Source organism: Chryseobacterium sp. G0201, from assembly GCF_003815655.1.
In the GTDB taxonomy this organism is placed as follows: Bacteria; Bacteroidota; Bacteroidia; order Flavobacteriales; family Weeksellaceae; genus Chryseobacterium.
Map to the genome: position 1 here is coordinate 2635029 of NZ_CP033917.1, position 19090 is coordinate 2654118.

General features: G+C 34.2%; 14 protein-coding genes. 1 reads left to right on the forward strand and 13 read right to left on the reverse strand.

Going from position 1 to position 19090, the window contains the following annotated elements; all coding sequences use genetic code 11:
- Window positions 1-12: 12 nt before the first annotated feature.
- The 11 genes from EG348_RS11900 to EG348_RS11955 form a co-directional block, all read right to left on the reverse strand.
- Window positions 13-705, reverse strand: a complete 693-nt coding sequence (locus tag EG348_RS11900; RefSeq protein WP_123983329.1) for a hypothetical protein — start codon at window positions 703-705, stop codon at window positions 13-15.
- The gene (locus EG348_RS11905) at window positions 680-1156 is read right to left on the reverse strand and encodes a hypothetical protein (protein WP_123983330.1); all 477 of its coding nucleotides are present in this window, start codon (window positions 1154-1156) and stop codon (window positions 680-682) included. Before EG348_RS11905 ends, EG348_RS11900 begins: the two co-directional genes overlap by 26 nt.
- Entirely contained in the window at window positions 1146-1622 is a 477-nt protein-coding gene (locus EG348_RS11910) for a hypothetical protein (protein ID WP_123983331.1), read from the reverse strand. The genes EG348_RS11905 and EG348_RS11910 overlap by 11 nt, the downstream gene beginning before the upstream one ends.
- A gap of 157 nt (window positions 1623-1779) precedes the next feature.
- On the reverse strand, window positions 1780-3495 hold the full coding sequence (locus EG348_RS11915) for an ATP-binding protein (protein WP_123983332.1): 1716 nt from the start codon (window positions 3493-3495) through the stop codon (window positions 1780-1782).
- A gap of 5 nt (window positions 3496-3500) precedes the next feature.
- Window positions 3501-4613, reverse strand: a complete 1113-nt coding sequence (locus EG348_RS11920; RefSeq protein ID WP_123983333.1) for a sensor protein KdpD — start codon at window positions 4611-4613, stop codon at window positions 3501-3503.
- A 116-nt stretch (window positions 4614-4729) separates the two neighbouring features.
- On the reverse strand, window positions 4730-5815 hold the full coding sequence (locus tag EG348_RS11925; protein WP_123983334.1) for a porin: 1086 nt from the start codon (window positions 5813-5815) through the stop codon (window positions 4730-4732).
- Between the two features lie 103 nt (window positions 5816-5918).
- Window positions 5919-7289 carry an outer membrane beta-barrel protein gene (locus tag EG348_RS11930; RefSeq protein ID WP_123983335.1) on the reverse strand — a complete coding sequence of 457 codons (1371 nt, stop codon included), beginning with the start codon at window positions 7287-7289 and terminating at the stop codon, window positions 5919-5921.
- 102 nt (window positions 7290-7391) lie between these two features.
- Window positions 7392-7949 carry a K(+)-transporting ATPase subunit C gene (kdpC, locus tag EG348_RS11935; RefSeq protein WP_123983336.1) on the reverse strand — a complete coding sequence of 186 codons (558 nt, stop codon included), beginning with the start codon at window positions 7947-7949 and terminating at the stop codon, window positions 7392-7394.
- A 12-nt stretch (window positions 7950-7961) separates the two neighbouring features.
- Window positions 7962-10001: a potassium-transporting ATPase subunit KdpB gene (kdpB, locus tag EG348_RS11940; RefSeq protein WP_123983337.1), complete on the reverse strand. Its 2040-nt coding sequence runs from the start codon at window positions 9999-10001 to the stop codon at window positions 7962-7964.
- Window positions 10002-10166: 165 nt separating this feature from the next.
- A complete protein-coding gene (kdpA, locus tag EG348_RS11945; protein WP_123983338.1) occupies window positions 10167-11861 on the reverse strand; it encodes a potassium-transporting ATPase subunit KdpA in 1695 nt (564 codons plus the stop codon).
- A gap of 525 nt (window positions 11862-12386) precedes the next feature.
- Entirely contained in the window at window positions 12387-13715 is a 1329-nt protein-coding gene (locus EG348_RS11955; protein ID WP_123983339.1) for a sigma-54-dependent transcriptional regulator, read from the reverse strand.
- A 371-nt stretch (window positions 13716-14086) separates the two neighbouring features.
- Here EG348_RS11955 and EG348_RS11960 point away from each other — a divergent pair, with 371 nt between their 5' ends.
- On the forward strand, window positions 14087-16966 hold the full coding sequence (locus EG348_RS11960; protein ID WP_228414721.1) for a M16 family metallopeptidase: 2880 nt from the start codon (window positions 14087-14089) through the stop codon (window positions 16964-16966).
- A gap of 32 nt (window positions 16967-16998) precedes the next feature.
- Here the strand turns inward: EG348_RS11960 and EG348_RS11965 are convergent, their stop codons facing one another.
- Both EG348_RS11965 and EG348_RS11970 read right to left on the reverse strand, forming a co-directional pair.
- Entirely contained in the window at window positions 16999-18078 is a 1080-nt protein-coding gene (locus EG348_RS11965; RefSeq protein ID WP_123983341.1) for a GNAT family N-acetyltransferase, read from the reverse strand.
- Window positions 18075-19073 carry a polysaccharide deacetylase family protein gene (locus tag EG348_RS11970; protein ID WP_123983342.1) on the reverse strand — a complete coding sequence of 333 codons (999 nt, stop codon included), beginning with the start codon at window positions 19071-19073 and terminating at the stop codon, window positions 18075-18077. The genes EG348_RS11965 and EG348_RS11970 overlap by 4 nt, the downstream gene beginning before the upstream one ends.
- Window positions 19074-19090 lie beyond the last annotated feature (17 nt).

The following is a 19090-nucleotide window of genomic DNA, read 5'->3' on the forward strand; positions in this document are numbered from 1 at the left end:
TATTTGTTTCATTTATTCTTCAATTCCGTAGATTAATATTTTGTGAATATCCGGAATTTGAAGATTTTCTAATTCATTAATTTTAATCAGTTGCAGTGCGAAATTATTGAGTTCAGTTTTAGCATTTTCAACAGCAATTCTAAGTAAGTCTTTATCAATTTCAATTCTGTCTTCCAAAATAGGTGGTGCAAAATTTTCCTGAATTTCAGAATTTAAAAAATCAAAAATGATTTTATTTTCGGATTTTTCAATTTTTGGAGAAGGATGTCCCATATAAAAGAAGCTGTAATCTTCATCAAATAAATCTTCCCATGCTTCAATATCTCCTAGTTTTCCGCAGCATTGTGGGAAATATTTGTTCTCATCATCTATTTTTAAAATATAGCCACCATAAAACGAAGTGTAAAGTTGATAGATTTCTTCTTCTTTATTAATCTGTGAATCTATTTCTTTTTTTGCTATTTTTAGTAAGTCTGCATCTGAAATTTCATTTACTCTATAAAATGAAGAGGCTTTTGAATAAGATTTTAAAAGTTCAGAAAGGCCAGCTTTTATATTTGTTGAAATATGATAATTTTCCCATTCATCTGGAAATTCCCAATAAGGACCTGAAGGAGGCGTCGGAACGTCCTGATCGTAATTTGTGATTTCTATAACGGGGATTAATTCTATTTTCATATTAATAAAATCTTCTGCTTTTGCCATCTAGTAAGTTTTCTAACATCAAAATCTGCTCTTGATTAAGATTTTCCAAGGTTATCTTTTTATGTCTGTTCATAAGATATTCTGGATAATAAACCAGTTCAACACTATTGTTATCAATTTTATATTCTCTTAAAAGGGTAGGTTTTCGTGTGTTTTTTCTATTTTTATTTGAGAACAAAAGATTGGTAGTTTTAAGAGGTATAAAGTGGAAGCTTGTAGAAAATAGAAAAATTGAATTTTCATTGATCAAAAGATTAAATGAGCACCACTCAAAATTTTTTTTATTTCCTTGGTCTGTAAAAATTGTTCCGCTTATATTTTTTAATTCTATTGAATTTGTTTGTTTACAATTTTTAAGAATTTTCTTTTTTTCAATGAAATAATAAACGCTCTTACCAATAGCAAATAAAAAGAAGACAATAATGAAATAGGGAAATATATTATCTGGCATTTTTTAATTTATCATTTAAAATTTTATGGTCGTTGTCTAGATTGGTTAAAAATTCTTCAGGATTTTTCAAAAAACTATAACTGTTTGAAAGTTTGGCCAATTTATAAACTTCTTTTTGTGTTGGAATGACAAGATTTCCTTGAAGATCCATTAAGAGACAATCATATTTTTTCGCAATTTCAATAAAATTATTTAAAAAAATCAAATCATCTTCTCTTAAATCTGCCCGAAAATGAAGTTTTTTTATTTTTCCATTTTCTTTATTTAATATTAATGATGCATCATGATCTATTGCTGTATCAATGGTTCTCTTATAATGTTTCCAGTAATAATAATCAGATCTACTTTCTAATGGTTTTCTGGGAAATAATTTATTGATGTAATAAATTATCTCTGTTGGAAAAATCTCTGTAACATCCCAAAAATTTATAGTTAAAGCATCTATAAAAAAATCAGTAGAATCCAATAAATTATCTTCTTCAAGGTAGTAATGATTTATTCTTTCTTGAAGATTGATATTTAATTTATTAGGAATAAATCCGAACTCATTAATAACTCCTTTTCGTGGAATTAGATTTAGTCGAAACTGATAAATAGCCATTTATCAAATGTAAAAAAATATTTTAAGCCAACGGCAACTTAAAATAAAAAGTACTTCCCTGATTCAGCGAGCTGTTTACGCCAATTTCGCCATTTTGTTTTTCAATGAAATTTTTGGAAATCGCCAAGCCTAAACCTGTTCCGTTTTGATGTTCTCCGGGAACCTGAAAATAACGGTCAAAGATCTGACGGTGGTATTTTTCATCAATTCCGCTTCCTGTATCTGTGATGCTGAATGTTACAAATGAATCTGATTTCTCAACTAAAATCTGAATATTTTCATCCTGAAAAGAATGTTTAATGGCATTGCTCAGGAAATTATTCATTACCCAAACCGTTTTATCAAAATCGGCAGAAACGAAATCATTTTCTTCTAAATTATTCTGAAGATTAATAGAAATATTTTTCTGTTCAGCCAGTTTTTCCACATTTTTTATGGCAGTCTGAACAATATTTTTGGGCGAACAATTTTCAATATGTAATCTGATATTTCCTGTTTCCACCTGAGATAAATTAAGCAGTTCTCCTGTAATATCCAATAAACGTTGTCCGTCTTCATTGATGCTTTTCAACAACTCTTTTTGTTGCTCATTCAATTCACCGAATTTTTGATTTCCTAATAATTGAACACCCATTTTTATGGCTGAAATTGGAGTTTTCAGTTCATGAGAAATGGTGGCGATAAAATTAGTTTTAGCAAAATCAAGTTCTTTAAAAGGCGTGATATTTCGTAATAAAATTACTTTTCCAATGTATTTTTTCTCTTTTTCGCCGGTTTTTACAATGTTGATAGGAACAATTTCCTGTTCGAAATAATTCTCTTTATTGTCGGTAACAATTTTGATAGGTTCTTTTACAGGATGATCGATATTTTTTAAGAGTTCTCTTACCAAATCATTGTTGATCGCCACTTCATGAGCGGTTTTTCCGATAATTTCTTCTTTCCTGAGATTGGTGATTTTTAAAGCTTCATCATTAATCATGTAGATAAAATGATTCTCATCCAAACCGATCACGGCATCGTGCATATTGTTGACTAACGTTTCAATCCTTTTTTTATCCATCAATTGCGTAGAAAGCGTGCTGCTTTCATATTCCTGCAGTTTTTCAGCCATGATGTTGAAAGAATTGGCTAGATCGTTAAATTCTTCACTTCCTTTGAAATGAACTCTTTCATTATAATTTTTATTCGCAATTTGTTTAATACTGAAAGTCAGCTGGTTGATAGGTTCTGCAATAGTTTGGGGTAAATTAAACAACAAAATAAAAGCAATCAGAAAACAAACGGTTCCAATACTCACGATCCAAAAAGTAGCATTTTCGGCTGTAATAATGGCGATATCACTTTTACGTTCAATACCTTTCATGTTCAGTGACATGATTTTAGCCAAATCTTCGCGAATGAGTTTTTCTTTTTCGTTGGTGGGTTGTTTTAAATAGCTGCTGAAGTGCAAATTTAGGTTTTGCGTTGCTTCTTTTTCACCAAATTCAGTGAGGTTTTTTTCCTGTAAAATATTGTTTTTTTGAAAATCCTTGATCGCAATTGCGCTGTCTGTACTTATTTTATCCAAAGCCAGCAACATGTTTTTAGAAAACTCCAAACTGTTGTAATTGGCGGTAAGAATTTTCTCGGTATCAGATTTTAATTTGTTGATGTACACAGAGCCGATCACCGAAAGTAAAACGATCAGTAAGAATAAAAGACCTACACCGAGGGTGAGTTTTGTTTTAATTTTCATTGTGTTTAAGATAAAATAATAATGTCGATCTGTCGTTCATTCAATCGGTTCATCAGAGTATAGATCCAGCTGTAGCCGGAAAGTCTCTGCCAAAGTTTTGCATGAGGTTTTCCGATGCAAACCGTGGTGATGTTATGCTCGATCACGTAATCTAAAATCCCTTTGTGGACGCTGTTTTCTTTAATCCTAATGACTTTCGCTCCCAATTCCTGCGCTAAATTAAAATTATTAATCAAATATCTTTGCTTATCCAAAGCTATTTTTTCAGGATTTTCTGATGGTTTCTGCACATATAAAACAGTCCACGGACTATTATAATAACTCGCCAATCTTGAAGTTTTTCTAATGATATTTTTAGCAATTTTCTCGTTACTGCTGATGCATACGAGAAATTTTATAGGTTTAAAATTTTCTGTTTTTACCTCTGTTTCAACCTTTTTTTCAACGTGGGTGGCTACTTCTTTTAAAGCTAATTCGCGGAGCTGTAAAATATGTCCGCTTTGAAAGAAATTATTTAAAGCCGTCTGAATTTTTTCCTTTTTGTAAATTTTTCCTTCTTTGAGTCTCGTTAAAAGTTCGTCAGCGGTTAAATCGATATTCACCACTTCATCAGCTAAAGCTAAAATTTTATCGGGAACGCGTTCTGTAACTTCAATTCCTGTTATTTTTTTAACTTCTTCATTTAAACTTTCAATGTGCTGAATATTCATCGCACTGATGACGTTGATTCCGTTATCGAGGATTTCCAGAACGTCCTGCCATCTTTTTTTGTTTTTGGAGCCTTCTACATTGGTGTGAGCCAATTCATCCACCAAAACAACTTCCGGATGTTCATTGATAATCGTCTGAAGATCCATTTCTTCAAGGTTTTTACCTTTGTAAAACGTTGATCTTCTCGCAATTTCAGGAATTCCGTCTACCAAAGCTACGGTTTCTTCTCTTCCGTGAGTTTCTATGTAGCCTATTTTTACATCAATGCCGTTTCTCAACAATGCATGGGCTTCCTGAAGCATTCGGAAGGTTTTCCCGACACCTGCACTCATCCCAATGTAGATCTTGAATTTTCCTTTTTTGGATTTTTGGATCAGTTCTAAAAATTGCTTTGCTGATGATGACATTAATTTTATTCTTTTTAATTTTATTTTTTGAAACATGATATTGTTGGAAGTTTGAAGCTGGAAGTTATTACTACAAATTATTTAATCCTAACCTCCAACTTCCATCTTCCCGCTTTTTAAAACCAAGCTGCAAGACTTGTTGTAATGAAAAAATTCCCTTGTTTAAGCTCATCATTCTTTACAAAAATGGCATCTTTAGAAGTAAAACCTCTCGCTTCTGTACGGAATACAACATTTTTTAGGATCGAATAATCTACATTCAGAGAATATCCGTAGGTTTGAAATCCGTTTTGCGTTTTTGTACTGATAATAACTCCATTTTTGTCATTGTAATATTCAAGTCTTCCGGCTAAAGCCCATTTATCATTAAATTGATATTTCATCAACATATTTGGAGTGTACCAAATGTTGTATTGTTCGCTTCCTTTTAATTTTTGTTCGGCTCCGATATCGAAACCAAGAATGGTAGAAAACTGTTTCGTTACTTGAAAAATTCCGTGTAAATCATGGAAATAACGCATTTTTTTCTCTTCTTTTGATTTATCATTTCCGACGAATGAACTGCTGTTCAAGGTAATTTTATCATTCGGTTTATAGGTTATTTGATGTCCAAACGAGATGCTTTGATTACCGTCGGCTTTTGCGATACGCTGCCATCCATTCAGAACCAATCCGCTTAGAAACCATTTTCCACTGTCTGAAGTGTAGGAAATTTTGGCTCCCGTTTCAAAGTAAGGCGAATTTTCTGCAGCTAAACTTCTTGTAAGATTCATATTATCCTTTCCTATGGCACTTTCCCAACCGATATGAGAAGGTATGATGCCGGCATCGATCCACAAATTTTTATTTTTTGAAATTTTAATTCCAATATTAGCTTCATTCACATAACGTAAAGCATCTTGCTCTGCTACCATATTATCTTGTGCATAAGTTCCTGCCATTAAAGCAAAGTTGGCCCGAAGATTTTCACTTTGGTAAGTTGCTTTTGCAAGTCCTAAATTAAGATTCAGCTCGTTATGACGATTGTATGAATATAGAAAATCCTGACGGTTATGGCTGGCCGGTTCATTAAAATCATAGCTGTAAAAAAGCTCTGCATAAGCAGAAAATGTGATCTTATTGCCAATTTTCATCGAATCCGAAGACTGTGCCTTCGGAAAGAATACACACAACATAAGTCCAATGACAATATACTTTTTCATGTTCAAATTTCTTTTTAGTAATGGTTAATTGTTTTTAAGAGCTCGAAACAATTAAAGTTAATTATTTCGAGCTTATAGTAAGTATTAAAATTTATTTTGTTGGCTACAGTCTGAACATTACAGCCAATGTCAATCTGCTGTCAGACTTTCTTAAATCGGGTCTCCAAGAGTCAATTGGAGTATCTATCCATCCGTCCGGACTGGTTGTTCCGCCAGATCCTGCGAAATAAGGGATATTACTTTTTCTGAATCCGTATTCTAATCTGAAAGTTACGAATTGATTCGGCATGATATCCACAGTTGCCGTTCCCTGAAACATTTTTAGTTTTTCTCCTTTTGCAATGGCATCATTAAAATCGTTGTTGGCAACTGGAGAAGGGGAGAATGCTAAATAAGCTCCCGGATTTGAAACAGCATCAGCTCTTAAGGATAACGCAATTTTATTGTTATGAAACCAAAGTCTGTTGGCAATGGAAGTTCCGATCATGTAATTGTCTTTTGCCTTCAAACCTCCACCGCTCTGGAATCCGTAATGGTTGTTGATACTGAAAGCAGCCTGTGACAAGCCTTTGCTTTCTTTATTGTGGAAATATCTCGCAACAATACTGTGGTCATGGTGAAAACGGCGAACATCAGGATTATTTCTCGTGTCTTTTCCGTTTAAATAAAAATTGGCAACCAACTGAAGATTTTCGTTCGGACGGTAGTAATTGGAAACTCCCAATCCAAGACCTTTATTCCATGAATTATAAGTCTGCCAACCGTTCAACACCCAAAGTTCAACCTTATATTTTTTTGAAGGATATGCCTGAATTCTAGCTCCCTGAAAATAGAAAGGTGTAAAATCGCAGACCAAACTTCTCTGATAGTTCCAGTTTTCTCCCAGAACATAACTTTCCAAACCGATGTAACTCATGAAAATCCCGGCTTCAACATTCAAACCGTGCATTACGTTGAAATGATAACCTGCTGCAGCTTCTCGGATATTTTTTAAATTACTCACACTTGTATTTTTACCATGATTTACGGTTCCGTCCAAATCTTGAACAATAGAGCCCATTTGCCCATATTGTAACCATAAACGGCCGATCATATTTTTGTAGTTGGTTTCTAAACCGATACTCGCCATATTGATCGTAAATTCATTGGAACGACCGATTGCTGCTGAAATCGTGTGTGTATTATCTTGTGGATTACGAAAATCGTAATTATAATAGGCATCTACATAGGTTACACCCGTTAAAATCGTTTCTCCATCTTTATCTTTTAAAGTTAAAGGAAAATCTGTCTGGCGGTTTTGTCCGTTGATCCAAGTCAGATCGTAACCGTCAAAAGGAATTTTAGAATCGGTTTTTGCTGTTAGCGAATCTTTCGGTTGTAAGGAAACTGAATCTTTTTTAATTTCCTGTGCATTCATAGGATTTAAAGCAAAAAATCCCAATAAAAAAATAGCCTGAATAGTTTTTGATTTCATTATATAAATATTGATAACAATGTGTAGTTTTAATTAAAAAGTGTCATCTAGGCTGACAAATCCAGTCTTTAACTTTTGCTTCTTGTTTTAAGACAAAAGAAATTACTTCAATTGATCTAAAGCGATATTCAGCTTTAAAACATTCAATTTCGAAGGTCCAAAAAGTCCCAAAAGAGGTTTTTCTGTTTGATTTTTAATAAGATTTTCAATTTTTTCCAGAGAGATATTTCTTTCTTTTGCAATTCTTTTGGCTTGGTATAAGGCGCCTTCTTCAGAAATATCAGGATCCAGTCCGCTTCCGCTTGCTGTAGCTAATTCTACGGGAACTTTCGTATTTTCCATTTCAGGATTCTGCATTTTCAAAGTATCAATTCTTTTTTGCACGTTTTGCAAATACTCTTCATTGCTTGGTCCTTTATTGCTCCCCGCACTTCCTGCAGCATTGTAATCAACTGCAGATGGGCGACCGTGGAAATATTTAAGAGATTTAAAATCCTGTCCGATATTGGCGTAAAACTTTTGTCCGTTATAATTGATGATCTCTGCATTTCCCTGAGTTGGTAAAATTTTAGAACCTGCGAAAACAAAGATTAAATATAGGGCTACCACAACCAGCATAACCAGAGATAATCTCAACGCTGAAATAAGATAAATTTTCATTTTTTTAAATTTTTAAAAGAATAGACTGATAAATAAGTCAATGATTTTTATTCCTATGAATGGAGCGATAATTCCTCCCAAACCGTAGATCAAAAGATTTCTTCTCAATAATGCACTTGCACCGATCGGTTTGTAAGCAACACCTTTCAACGCTAATGGAATTAAGAATGGAATAATGATCGCATTAAAAATAATGGCCGATAAAATCGCTGATTCAGGACTGTGAAGATTCATGATATTCAATTTCTGAAGCGCCGGAATAAACGTGATAAACAGCGCCGGAATAATGGCAAAATATTTAGCAACATCATTCGCAATACTGAAAGTTGTCAACGTTCCACGAGTCATTAATAACTGTTTTCCGATTTCTACGATCTCGATTAATTTTGTCGGGTCATTATCCAGATCCACCATGTTTCCGGCTTCTTTTGCGGCCTGAGTTCCACTGTTCATGGCAACACCAACATCGGCTTGGGCTAGGGCAGGAGCGTCATTCGTTCCGTCACCCATCATGGCAACCAGTTTACCTTCCTGTTGTTCTTTTTTGATGTAATTCATCTTATCTTCAGGTTTAGCTTCTGCGATAAAATCATCTACACCGGCTTTTTCTGCGATAAATTTTGCGGTTAAAGGGTTATCACCTGTTACCATTACGGTTTTCACACCCATTTTTCTCAATCGTTGAAAACGTTCCTGAATTCCGGTTTTGATGATATCCTGAAGTTCAATAACTCCCCAAACTTTTTCATTAACGGAAACCACCAATGGAGTTCCTCCGTTTTCAGAAATTTTGGTTACAGCGTCCTGAGTTTCCTGTGGGAAAATATTTCCGGCTTTTTCAGTCAGTTTTTTAATGGTGTCGTAAGCTCCTTTTCTAATTCTTGTGTTTTCAAAATCAATACCTGAAGTTCTGGTTTCAGCCGTAAAATCGATGTAGACAGGATTTGGAACAAGCAAGTCTTCAGATTTTAATTGGCTTAATTCTATAATTGATTTTCCTTCCGGAGTTTCATCAGCAACAGAACTTAATGCTGAACCTTTGATAAATTCTTCAAGTTGAATTCCATTTGAAGGATGAAATTGAGTTGCTTTACGGTTTCCGATGGTGATTGTTCCTGTCTTATCAAGAAGTAGAACGTCAATATCTCCAGCAGTTTCAACAGCTTTACCACTTTTTGTAATAACGTTGGCTCTCAAAGCTCTGTCCATCCCCGCAATTCCAATTGCAGAAAGCAGACCTCCGATCGTTGTGGGTATCAGACAAACGAAAAGTGATATAAATGCCGCAATGGTAATCGGCGTCTGCGAATAATCTGCAAAGGGTTTTAAAGTAACTGTAACTATTATGAAAGTGAGGGTAAACCCTGCTAAAAGTATGGTTAATGCGATCTCGTTCGGTGTTTTCTGTCTTGAAGCACCTTCTACAAGGGCGATCATTTTATCAAGGAAAGATTCTCCGGGCTTGGTGGTAACTTTCACCTTTATTCTGTCGGAAAGTACTTTTGTACCACCTGTTACGGAACTTTTATCTCCACCAGATTCTCTGATCACGGGTGCACTTTCTCCTGTGATTGCGGATTCATCGATTGTTGCCAACCCTTCGATAATTTCACCATCCATCGGGATCTGATCACCTGCTTCACAAAGGAAAATATCTCCCAGTTTCATTTCTGCAGACATTTTTAAGGCTGTTTCCACCTGAAATCCCGGTTTGTTGTCGATGATTAATTTTGCAGGAGTTTCTTCACGCGTTTTTCTCAACGTATCTGCCTGTGCTTTCCCTCTTGCTTCTGCGATGGCTTCTGCGAAGTTGGCAAATAAAACAGTAAAGAATAAGATAATAAATACTAAAAAGTTATAGGTGAAACTGCCCTGTGATTTGTCTCCCGTTAAACTGAATAAGCTTACGATAAACATGACAACTGTTCCGACTTCTACCAGAAACATGACAGGATTTTTAAACATGATTTTCGGATTCAGCTTAACGAAAGACTGTCTGATAGCTTCGTTAACCAAATCTTTTTGAAACAATGTTTGTGATTGATTTTTCATTTTTTTGAAATAGTTATATAATTGTAAACCAATGGTAACCATTAAGGTGAATAAAGAGATAAGTGATGAAATGGATAATGTTATTCAAGTGAATGATTCTATGAGATTTAGACTAGTTTTCTTACTCTCATCAATTCCTTAATGGCTTACGATTGATTTTAATTTTTATTTAGAAAAATATTGAAGTTGTTCTGCAATTGGTCCCAAAGTAAGTGCTGGGAAGAATGATAAAGCTGCGATCAGAAGAATAACGGCTAAAGTCATAAATCCAAAAGTTGCGGTATCAGTTTTCAATGTTCCTGAACTTTCCGGGATATATTTTTTCTGAGCTAAACATCCTGCAATGGCAATTGGACCGATGATCGGGATGAATCTTGATAACAACAACACAATTCCTGTTGAAATATTCCACCAAGGCGTATTGTCGCCCAATCCTTCAAATCCGGAGCCGTTATTGGCTGATGATGAAGTGAATTCGTATAACATTTCACTAAAACCATGAAAACCTGGATTGTTTAATGTTTTGGCTCCAAATTCAGGCATATAAGCTGTTAAAGCTGTTCCGACAAGAATTAAAAAAGGGTGAAATAAAGCAACGATCATCGCTATTTTCATTTCTTTGGCTTCGATTTTTTTACCCATAAATTCAGGCGTCCTTCCGACCATAAGACCGCTCATAAATACTGCAAGAATGATGAATATAAAGTAATTTAGAATTCCGACTCCACAACCACCGTAGAAGCAGTTGATCATCATCGCCAAAAGCTGATTCATTCCTGAAAGCGGCATCGTACTGTCATGCATGGCATTTACAGAACCTGTAGAAATTACCGTTGTAGCAATACTCCAATATCCTGAAGAAGCACTTCCAAAGCGGATTTCTTTCCCTTCCATCGCTCCCAAATGATTGTCGGTTCCCATTTCTGTAATCAATGGATTTCCCTGAGTTTCATTCACAACATTCGGAACAGCAAGTGCTAGAAAACCAATGGTCATTACAGTAAAAATAGTCCACGAAAGTTTTCTTTTCTTTAAATAAAATCCTAACGCAAAAACCAACGCAAAAGGAATGATCATCTGAGTAACCATTTCCGTCATATTGGTCATATAATTCGGGTTTTCAAGCGGGTGTGCAGAGTTGGCTCCAAAAAAACCTCCTCCGTTTGTTCCTAAGTGTTTGATTGCCACAAAAGCTGCAGCAGGACCTCTTGAAACATCAACTTTTTGACCTTCCAATGTTGTGATATGGTCTTTACCTTCGAAAGTCATCGGAGTTCCGTTGGCAGAAAGGATAAAAGCCACTACAATACTGATCGGAATCAATATTCTGATCATCGATTTGGTGAAAAAATCGTAGAAATTACCTAATTCCGTAGTCGTTTTTTCTTTAAATGCTTTGAAAAGCACAGCCATTGCAGCCATTCCGGTTGCAGCAGTTACAAACTGTAAAAACATTAAGTATAACTGGCTTAAATAACTGACTCCCGTTTCTCCTGAATAATGCTGTAAATTACAGTTGACCAAGAAAGAAATTGCTGTATTAAAAGCAAGATCTGGTGACATATTCGGATTTCCGTCTGGATTTAAAGGAAGCCATGATTGATTTAATAACATGAAAAATCCGATGATGAACCAAACTAAGTTGATGGTCAGCATGGCAAACATATTCTGTTTCCAAGTCATCTGACGGTCGGGATTGATCCCTGAAATTTTATAAATAATATTTTCAATCGGCTGAAAAATTTTATCTAAAAAAGTCTTTTTATAACCGTAAACATTAGCAATGTATTTCCCTAGGAAAATACCAATGACTAATGTGATTGCGAACATCGCTATGATGCCTAAAATTTCTGTATTCATGATTTTGATTAAAATTTTTCAGGTTTCGTTAAAACATAACAGATATACCCAAAGGCTAATATTGAAAGGATAAATAAACTCCACATAATTTTTATATTTTGTCAAAAAATTCAACAGATTTGTATAAAAGCCAAAACAGTACTGCGAAAAGCAATATTAAACTAATGAGCATCATGATGTTACAATTAAAGTTAATAAAGTAAAAAGCACATACGATACAATCAAAAAGCTGAATTTTGAATGCTCCCGTTTTTTGAACGTTTTTCTTGAAATTGTCATTTTTAGAATATTTTATTTATATCCTATATGCCAAAAGAAGATCCGTTTTTTCAAAATGTGAGATAAGTGATTTTATGATAGTGTGTTACGGTGTTTATAGGTAATGTCATAACAAAGAAAAGCCTATCATTTTGATAGGCTCATTATTATAATGATAGGATGCTTTAGGCGAGAGACAGTAAGCTATAAGCGAATTCTAGCGTAAATTTAGAACTCTTAAACACTGAGATTCTCCAACCCTCAAACTCATCGCAGTTCGTATTCTTCCAATTTGCGGTACAACGTTGCAATACCAATTTCCAGCAATCTCGCTGCTTCGGCTTTGTTTCCTTTGGTGTATTTAATCACTTTTTGGATATGCTCTTTTTCTAAAGATCGCATGCTCAACGAGTCCTTTTCTGTTGAAGCAATTTTTTCGGAATAATGCGGCAGACTTTCTGTATCCAGAATATTGTCATTCATCAAGATTAGACTTCTTTCGATGGTATTTCTTAATTCACGAATATTACCCTTCCAGTCATTTTTTTCTAAGGCTTTATAATATTCCTGGGAAACCTGAACGGATGATAAATGCAGTTTATTCGAAAAAATATCAATAAAATTTTTAGCCAAAACTTTCAGATCTTCTTTTCTTTCACGAAGTGGAGGAAGATTGATTTCGAAAACATTTAGCCTGAAATAAAGATCTTCCCTGAAATGGCCTTGTTTTATTTCGTCTTCTAAATTTCTGTTGGTCGCGGCAATTAATCTGAAATCCGATTTTGAAACCTTTGTTTCACCCATTTTCATGAATTCTTTGGTTTCCAGCACGCGAAGTAATTTTGCCTGAAGTTCGATGGGCATTTCACCAATTTCATCTAAAAATAAAGTTCCACCGTTGGCTTCTTCTACAAGACCTTTTTTGTCTTTTATGGCTCCGGTAAAAGAACCTTGTTTATGCCCGAAAAGTTCGCTTTCCAGAATTTCTTTGCTGAATGCAGAACAATTGATCGCGACAAAATTATTTTTCTTTCTGTCACTTCCTTCATGAATAGCGTTGGCGAAAACTTCTTTTCCGGTTCCTGTTTCGCCTGTTAAAAGAACGGTTGCATCTGTTAAAGCCACTCTTTCTGCCAGTTTTTTGGCCTGAATAATTAAAGGAGAAATTCCAATGATTTGATTAAATCCTTTTTGAATATTACTCTTTTGAACGATTTTGGATTTATTATCTTTTGCTTTTTCCAACGTTTTATAGACCAACGGAATAATTTTCTCGTTATCATCGCCTTTCACTAAATAATCGTAAGCTCCGTTTTTCATTGCCTGAACTGCATCCGTAATATTTCCGAAAGCGGTCATCAGAATAATTTCAAGGTGAGGATATTTTGTTTTAATAGATTTCACAAGATCAACCCCGAAAGCATCGGGAAGCCGAACATCACTCAACACAACATCAAAGTCGTATTGTTCTAGCATCGTCATCGCAGAACGCGCTGTGGAAGCTTCTTTTACGTTAAAATTTTCTTGGGAAAGGATCATTCCTAACAGTTTTAGGAGTTTGATCTCATCATCGATGATCAGAATGTTTCCGGACATGGTATGGTTTTTTGGAAAACTTAGTGCAAACTTAGATAATTATTTTGAAAAAAGACAAAGAAAGCTAAGATGGTTGAGATTGGTTTTGTTGTTTGGGAGCCTTGTTAAGGTTTTTTGACTTCATGACAATTTATCGACAAAAACCTAGCTGCGATAGTAACGGTTACCCCGCAACATGTGAGGAAGAGTTCGTGGGCTGGGTATTGGGAGCGTTGGCGTGACGAGTATGAGTGGATAGCGCGAAATAGCTCCTGGAAAATAAATAATAAGTAATTAATGATCATTACAATAGATGTAATAATAGGAAAAGTAGAAAGTGTTCTTTTTTGATTGCTTACATTTGTATACATTCTTATCTTAAAGGAATGAAAATGAATTTACATATGACTGACAAAAGATATAAGGAGACGATTCATACAGACAAAAACAACTACGAATACATCACAATACCTCAAGACGAAAATAAAGTAAGAATCTATACCTTGAAAAACGGGTTAAAAGTTTTTCTTGCTCAAAATTTTGATGCTCCGAGGATTCAAACCTACATTCCTGTAAGAACGGGAAGTAATAACGATCCGGCCGATAATACAGGTTTGGCGCATTATCTTGAGCATATGATGTTTAAAGGAACTTCAAGATTAGGAACTCAAAACTGGGAAAGGGAAAAGGTTTTACTAGACCAGATTTCTGACTTATACGAACAGCATAAAGCAGAACAAGATCCTGAAAACAAGAAAGAAATCTACACAAAAATAGATGAAGTTTCTCAGGAAGCAAGCCAGTATGCGATTGCGAATGAATATGATAAGGTAATTTCTTCATTAGGCGCAAGCGGAACGAATGCCCACACTTGGTTTGACGAAACCGTTTACAAAAATAATATTCCCAATAACGAACTTGAAAAATGGCTGAAAGTCGAGAAAGAAAGATTTTCTGAATTGACATTAAGGCTTTTTCACACTGAATTAGAATCCGTTTACGAAGAATTCAACAGAGCGCAGGATAATGATTCAAGATTGGTGAATTATGAGTTGATGGATGCTCTTTTTCCAACGCATCCTAACGGTCAGCAAACGACTTTAGGGAAGCCGGAACATTTGAAAAATCCTTCTATGAAGGCGATTCATAAATATTTTGATGAATATTATGTTCCCAATAATTATGCAATAGTTTTGGTGGGTGATCTGGATTTTGAAGAAACGGTTCAACTTATCGATCAGTATTTTGGAGCTATTCCTTACAAAGAATTACCAAAGAAAACTCCAATTATTGAAAAACCTATTACTGGGATCGTAGAAAGAACGGTAAAGAGCCCGACAACGCCGAGAACTCAATTGGCTTGGAGAACCGACAGCTATGGAAGCAGAGAAGCGATATTGGCAGATATTGTTGCCAATATTTTAAGCAACAGGGGAGAAGCAGGATTATTAGATTTAAATATCAATCAAACGCAAAGAATGCTTTGGGCACAGGCTTTTTCGGTTGGTTTAAAAGAATACGGATATTTTTCAATTGTTGCTGTCCCGAAAGAAACACAGACTTTGAAAGAAGCCAAAGAAATGGTGTTGGAACAGATCGAATTGCTGAAAAAAGGAGACTTCCCAGATTGGATGCTTCCTGCCATCATCAATGATTTTAAGGTCCAAAGAATGAAAGCGCTGGAAACAGCCGATGGTATTGCTACAAACCTTTATGATACCTACATCAAAGGTAGATCTTGGGAGCAGGAATTGAATGAAATGGATGAATATTCCGAGTTTACGAAAAAGGAAGTTATCGATTTTGCGAACGAATTTTTTAAAGATAATTACGTTATCATCAATAAAGAAAAAGGAGTTAACGATAAGTTATTAAGAGTTGATAATCCGGGAATTACACCTATAAAAATCAACCGTGAAGCTCAATCTGAATTTCTAAAAGAGATTTTAGCTGAAAAAACAGATGATATTCAACCTGAATTCATTGATTATCAAAAAGAAATAAAAACAGCTGCCGTTAAAGATAAAAAACTGAGTTTCGTTAAAAATAAATACAACGAAATTGCTCAGGCTCATTTTATTTTCCCTTTTGGAAGCGATCATGACAGAGATTTGGGAATTTCTACGCAGGTTCTTCAATATTTGGGAACTGAAAAATTTTCACCTGAAGATCTTAAAAAAGAATTCTTTAAAATTGGGGTCAGCAATGACTTTAAAACAACAGCCGATCAACTTCTGATCTCACTAAGCGGTTTGGAAGAGAATATTGAAAATGGAATTGAATTGCTCCAACATTGGATGCATAATGTAAAACCGGATCAGGAAATTTACAATCAGTTTGTAGAAACAATTCTTGAAAATCGTGAAGCGGTAAAAAAAGATAAAAACCGCATTATGACGGCTTTGACGAATTATACAAAGTTGGGCGAATTTTCACGTTTTACAGATATTATTTCTAAAAAAGAGCTTGAAAGTTCAAATGTTGAGGTATTTACAGACAGAATGAAAAAACTGTTTGATTATCCGTATCAAGTATTTTTCTACGGGAAAAACTTTGAAAACTTCACTAATTATATTGAAAAATATATTGAAACGGCAAGTCTTCAAATTCCTGAGCCTAAAAAATATCCTGAACCGGAAACAAAAGGTAACGTGTATTTCATGAATTACGACATGGTACAGATGGAAATGAGTAAGATTGGAAGAGGGAATGAAGTGAACACGGCAAATTTCGGAAAAATCAATGTTTTCAATGAATATTTCGGAAGAGGTTTGTCATCGATTGTTTTCCAGGAGATCCGTGAGAGTAAGAGTTTGGCGTACTCTGCGTATGTTTCTTACGCTGCCAATTCAGAATCGGGACATCCGGATTATATCACAACGTACATCGGAACTCAGCCGGATAAATTGCAGATTGCAGTTGACACGATGAGTGAACTGATGAGCGAACTTCCTGAAGTGCCCATTCAGTTTGAAAATGCCAGAAATGCAGCTTTAAAACAAATTGCATCAACAAGAATTACACGAACTACTATTTTCTTCAATACCTTAAGGTTAAAAAAAATAGGCATTTCGCATGATTTTAGAAAAGATATTTATCAGCAGATTCAAAATTTGAAATTTGATGATGTGAAGCAGTTTTATCAGACAGAAATAAAACCTGTACATTTCAATACCGCCATTATCGGGAAACGAGAAAACCTGAATATGGAAGCTGTTAACCAAATGGGAGAGTTCAAAGAATTGACTTTAAAAGATATTTTTGGACATTAAAATTAAAAGAGGCTTAAAAAAAGCCTCTTTTTTTATGTCATCACACAATCACCATCGCCATCCTGAAAATCTGGATCAAAGCTGTTGGGAAGGTTTCCAATTAATCCCTTGTGAAACATGTATCGTCTTTCCATATTTCGCTGATGTATCTTTGGAAATATATTCATCGATTCTGCTTTTTTATTGAATTCTGTTTGATAGCTTGTTAAATAATTAATTTTATTCTTAACGACAAAATAGCTTAAAAATGTAACGAATTTTTCCAGATCAGATTCTGAAAACAGATAAGAAATTTTTAAGTGACCATTTCGTACAAACAAAAGTGCACAAGTCTCTAAAACATTTTTTTTATCATAAATTTTTATCCAAAAGTATTTGAAACTTTCAGAAAAGCTGGAAAATAAATAATTTTCTTCTTTACTTTTACTTTCTAAAACCCATGGGTTTTCTATTGCCCAATTGAGTTCTTCAGCATTTCGGTTACTGTGAAATCTTGAAATGAAATCAACACTTTCAGAATCAACTTTATCAAGAATTTTAAATTTGAAATCAGGTTTTTGGATGAAGCAGTTTTTTACTGAAATGAAAGAGTTTAATACAGAATCTCCCAAGCTAAGAAGTGGTTTTATATTTTCTGTTTTGGGCTTTTTTGCGGGAATAATTGTTGCCAGATCAGTTCGGAAATAATACCTTTTACCAACCTTTGGCTGAATATATTGAAAAACGCCAATTTTGTTATATAATGATTCGGCTTCTTTTGTGAATTCCGTTATAGCAATATTGCTGTTATATTCTTCGAATGCTTTATCTAAAAGCTGTTGAGCAATTCTTTTTCCACGAAATTGATTGCTGATGAAAAGTGTACTTAACCATGCATAATTGAATTTTTTTCCGTCAATCAAAAAATTATCAGGAAAACAGCCTAAATATCCGGCTAATTTATCATCATCAAACGCTAAAATAAGCAATGTATGATCATCATTCGCCTTCGGATTATTAATTTGAGAATGGGCTCTGTGTGTTGTAATTGGCAGAAAATCATATTTTTTGAAATCTCCGGATGATACAAATTCTCCCAATTGCTTTTTATTAAATGTCTTTAAATGTATCATTTCCTTATGATTTTATTTTTATTGAAAATACCTTTTAATTGATAATATGTAATTTCTTTTTTTAAGATTGTATCTGCATTTTCTCCAGTTTCCATCGGGATTCTTTGTAGGTTTTTTGAGATGCTATCGAGTTTTATTCCTGCGCTTCCGAAAGTGCAGAACATTTCATTATTTTTAAATAATTCATCGAAAAAAGCCTTTTCCACTCCAAAATCAGTAAAAGGAAAAGCAAAACTTTCGTAGAGAAATTGATTGTCTTTTAAGTAATTAAATGTCTTGTTAGTCGTTTCAAGTTTTTGACTTAAAGATAATTCATGATACAAAGGATGATCCCAACTATGCGAGGAAATTCCGAATCCTTTTTGAGTTAATGATTTTAATTGATCGAAGCTTAAATAAGGCTTTTGTTCTCCTAAAAATTCATTGATATTAATTTCAAGTATTTCTGTAAGCTTATCCAGAATTTCTGTTTTATAATAATTAAGCTTTAAAATTTTCTGTTTGATTTCTGCTTTCGAATCACTTTTAAACTGAAGAATATGATAGATTTCCGGATTTATATCTTTATTTTTTTCAATTTCATTAATGATTAAACTTGCCTTGCAGCGGAACATCAGATCTTTATTATCAATGAAAGCCGGATTGATAAAATTGACGGCATAAATTCCCTTTCTTTCTAAAATTGGGACAACTACATCATAAAATTCCCTGAAACCATCATCAAAAGTAAGAAGAGCTATTTTCTTTTTAGGTTTAAAATTTCCGTTGATAAAATCTTTAAATTCTCCCCAATTTACAAACTGAAAATATGTTGAAAGATAATCTAGATCTTCTTCAAACTGCTTTACATTTTTATACTTGATAATATGGTTAAGATGGAGTAGGTTTTCATCAGAAACACAATGGTAGACAGGAAGACAATAGGGAAGAGGAAACGATTTTTTGATGTCATTTCCTGCAAAATTGGCCAGTAAATTTATGATTCGCTCTTTCATACAATAAAAAAGAATCT